The sequence below is a fragment of the Bradyrhizobium sp. 1 genome (assembly GCF_023073315.1).
Classification (GTDB): Bacteria; Pseudomonadota; Alphaproteobacteria; order Rhizobiales; family Xanthobacteraceae; genus Bradyrhizobium.
Window position 1 is genome coordinate 103,339 of the sequence record NZ_JADPJH010000028.1, and the last position, 2,730, is coordinate 106,068.

1 protein-coding gene and 1 pseudogene are annotated in these 2,730 nt (G+C 61.5%); both read right to left on the reverse strand.

Translation table 11 applies throughout. From position 1 onward, the window contains the following. Positions 1 to 1,812 (reverse strand): NF038122 family metalloprotease (locus IVB29_RS22865; RefSeq protein ID WP_247505658.1); only part of this gene is annotated, 1,812 nt, incomplete at its 3' end. Positions 1,813 to 2,029: 217 nt separating this feature from the next. Beyond that, positions 2,030 to 2,730, reverse strand: a pseudogene (locus IVB29_RS22870) (hypothetical protein); the annotation flags it as partial.

Here is a 2,730-nt window from a genome sequence, read left to right on the forward strand (position 1 = left end):
CACGCTCCAGATGATGTACTGGTCCGCACCGCTGGCCTTCCAGGCGAGGTCATAACCGGTGGAGGTCTTCTCGACGCCGATCGGCACGAACGGCGCGAACTGACCGGCGACGACGGCCGCACCGCCGCGCATCAGCTCCGGGCCCGCGCCGGATTGGAAGAAGAAATAATTGCTGCCGACCTGGGTCAGGCTCGTCGTGCCCGCGGACTCGATGACGGTCGCATTGGCTACTGGAACCCCGATCGTGCCGTCGCCATTGAAATCCTGATGGAAGATCGTCTCGTACGATTCCATCGTGCTGCTGTTTGCCGACTCGATGCTGGTCAGATTGGCAATGAAGTTGCCGCTGTTGTCGACGTTCCAGACGATGTACTGGTCCGCGCCCGGCACCTTCCAGGCGAGGTCATAGCCGGTCGACGTCTTCTCCACGCCGATCGGCACGAACGGCGCAAACTGTCCGGCAACGACGGGAGCGCCACCGCGCGTCAACTCCGGCCCCACGCCGGACTGGTAGAAGTAGTAGTTGTTCGCGACCTGCGTCAGGCCGGTGGTGCCGGCGGATTCGATCACCGTGGTCACGACACCGATGGTGCCGTCGCCATTGAGATCCTGATGGAACGAGGTCTCGATCGACTCCAGCGCGTAGCTCGCTCCCGAGACGGCGTTGTCGAGCACCGACAGGTAGTTGCCGTTGCTGTCGACGCTCCACACGGTGTACTGGTCGATCCCGGGCGCTTTCCAGACAACGTCGTATCCGCTCCCGACCTGCTCCGCGCCGATCGGCGCGAGCGACCCGTATTGGCCGACGACGACCGAGACACCGTTGTATTTCAGCGACGGCCCCCCACCGCCCGCAGTCGGATTGAGGAAGTAGTAACTTCCCGTTCTCGACAGGCTGGTGACACCGAAGGCCTCGATCGTGGTCGGGGTATTGGCGGTCAGATGAAAACCGAGTGCGTCCAGTTGCTGCAGATCGATCGACGTCAATCCCTGGATCGTGCTGTTGTTGTAAAATTCGTTGAACGGATCGCCTGGCCCTTGCACACCGCTGTTGAGGAAGTCGCTGGGGTCGGAGGTCCGGCCGTAATCCGCGATCTTGGTGTTACCGCCGTCGAGCGAGAAATAGGCCGCGGGCGCCGTGGCTGCTCCATTGAACAGCCACACACCGGGGCTCGTGTAGCGGTAAAAGTCGAAGATGTCGGGCTGCGAGTTGTATGGGGCGCCGTAAGGCACGCGCCCCCAAGCATGCGTCAATTCGTGGAGGGCGACGCCCACCAGCAGATTCGGATTGATGTCTGTCGAGAACTTGGCGCTGGCATCGTCGGTGGTGGTGTCGTTGGCACCCAGCACGCCCCAAAGCTTCAGCTGTGCGTTCCAGACCGCAACCTGTGACTGGCCCTGGATGGTTGCGGTATTGGGCAAGCTGTTGAACGTGGTGTCGCCTTGACTGGCGTTGTTGATCAACTCCGATCGCGTCCACGCATAGGATTCGTAATATCCTTGATCGGGACCGGCCGCCGCGCCACCACCGGTGCCGCTGTAGTCGATCTTGATGTTGACGGTAATTTGGTCGGTAATGTTGGCAGCGAGGATCGCAGCAGCCTGCTGCAGGCCGTTCTTGAAGCTCGGCGGCGCGGCCTGCGCCGCAGCATCCAGAACGAGGTTGATCTTGATGCCGCCCGAGGTAGCCGAGATCACGGCACCTGGCGTGGAGGCGTCGGTATCGCTGCTGGAGCCAGTCGGAATATAGCTGCCAGAGATCTTGTTATCGAGGACGCTATAAATGAGATCGTCGTCCGAAGACACAGCCATCGTTCCCGCCTTTGATCCTAAAAACGAGTTCTGGGAAATGCTTGCAAAATCAGTCGCGCAGCCGGAGCAGCGTTTCGTCGTGGCCGATTGGCGATGACATCACTTGACGGCCCTGTTCGTTTGACTCTGCACATGAGCAGACTGGCGTACCGTCCGGAGTTCCTCACCCGCCCTGGCCTGATCCCGCCACGCACGAGATGAGGACCTCCGGGCCCTTTTACCGGATGAAGAAGTCGTGCGCGAGCAGTTCGGCGAGCTGTGCACCGATCGTGCTGGTATCGTGCTGAAGTGCGAACGTGTTGCCGGGATCGGCGGCTGACGCCACCGGACTTGCCGCCGATGGACTGATCACGCCGTCGCCATTCAGGTCCTGCTGGAAGATCGACTCGTAGGATTTCAACGTGCTGCTGCTGCCGGATTCGACCCCGGTCAGGTTGGCGACGAAATTGCCGCTGCTGTCGACGTTCCAGATGATGTACTGGTCCGCACCGGTGGCTTTCCAGGCCAGATCATAGCCGGTCGCGGTCTTCTCGACGCCAATCGGCGCGAACGGCGCAAACTGATTGGCGACGACGGCTGCGCCGCCACGCATCAGCTCCGGACCCGAGCCGGACTGAAGGAAATAGAAGTTGCTTCCAGTCTGCGCGAGGCTGGTGGAGCCGGCGGACTCGATCACCGTCGTCGTAGCGCTGCCGGGAATCCCGATCGTGCCGTCGCCGTTGAGGTCTTGGTGGAATACGTTCTCGAAGGACTCGATCGTGACGCTGCTGCCGGACTCGACGCCCGTGAGATTGCTGAGGAAGTTGCCGCCAGAGTCAACGCTCCAGATGATGTACTGGTCCGCGCCAGCGACCTTCCAGGCCATATCATAGCCGGTCGAGGTCTTCTCCGCACCGATCGGCGCGAACGGCGCAAACT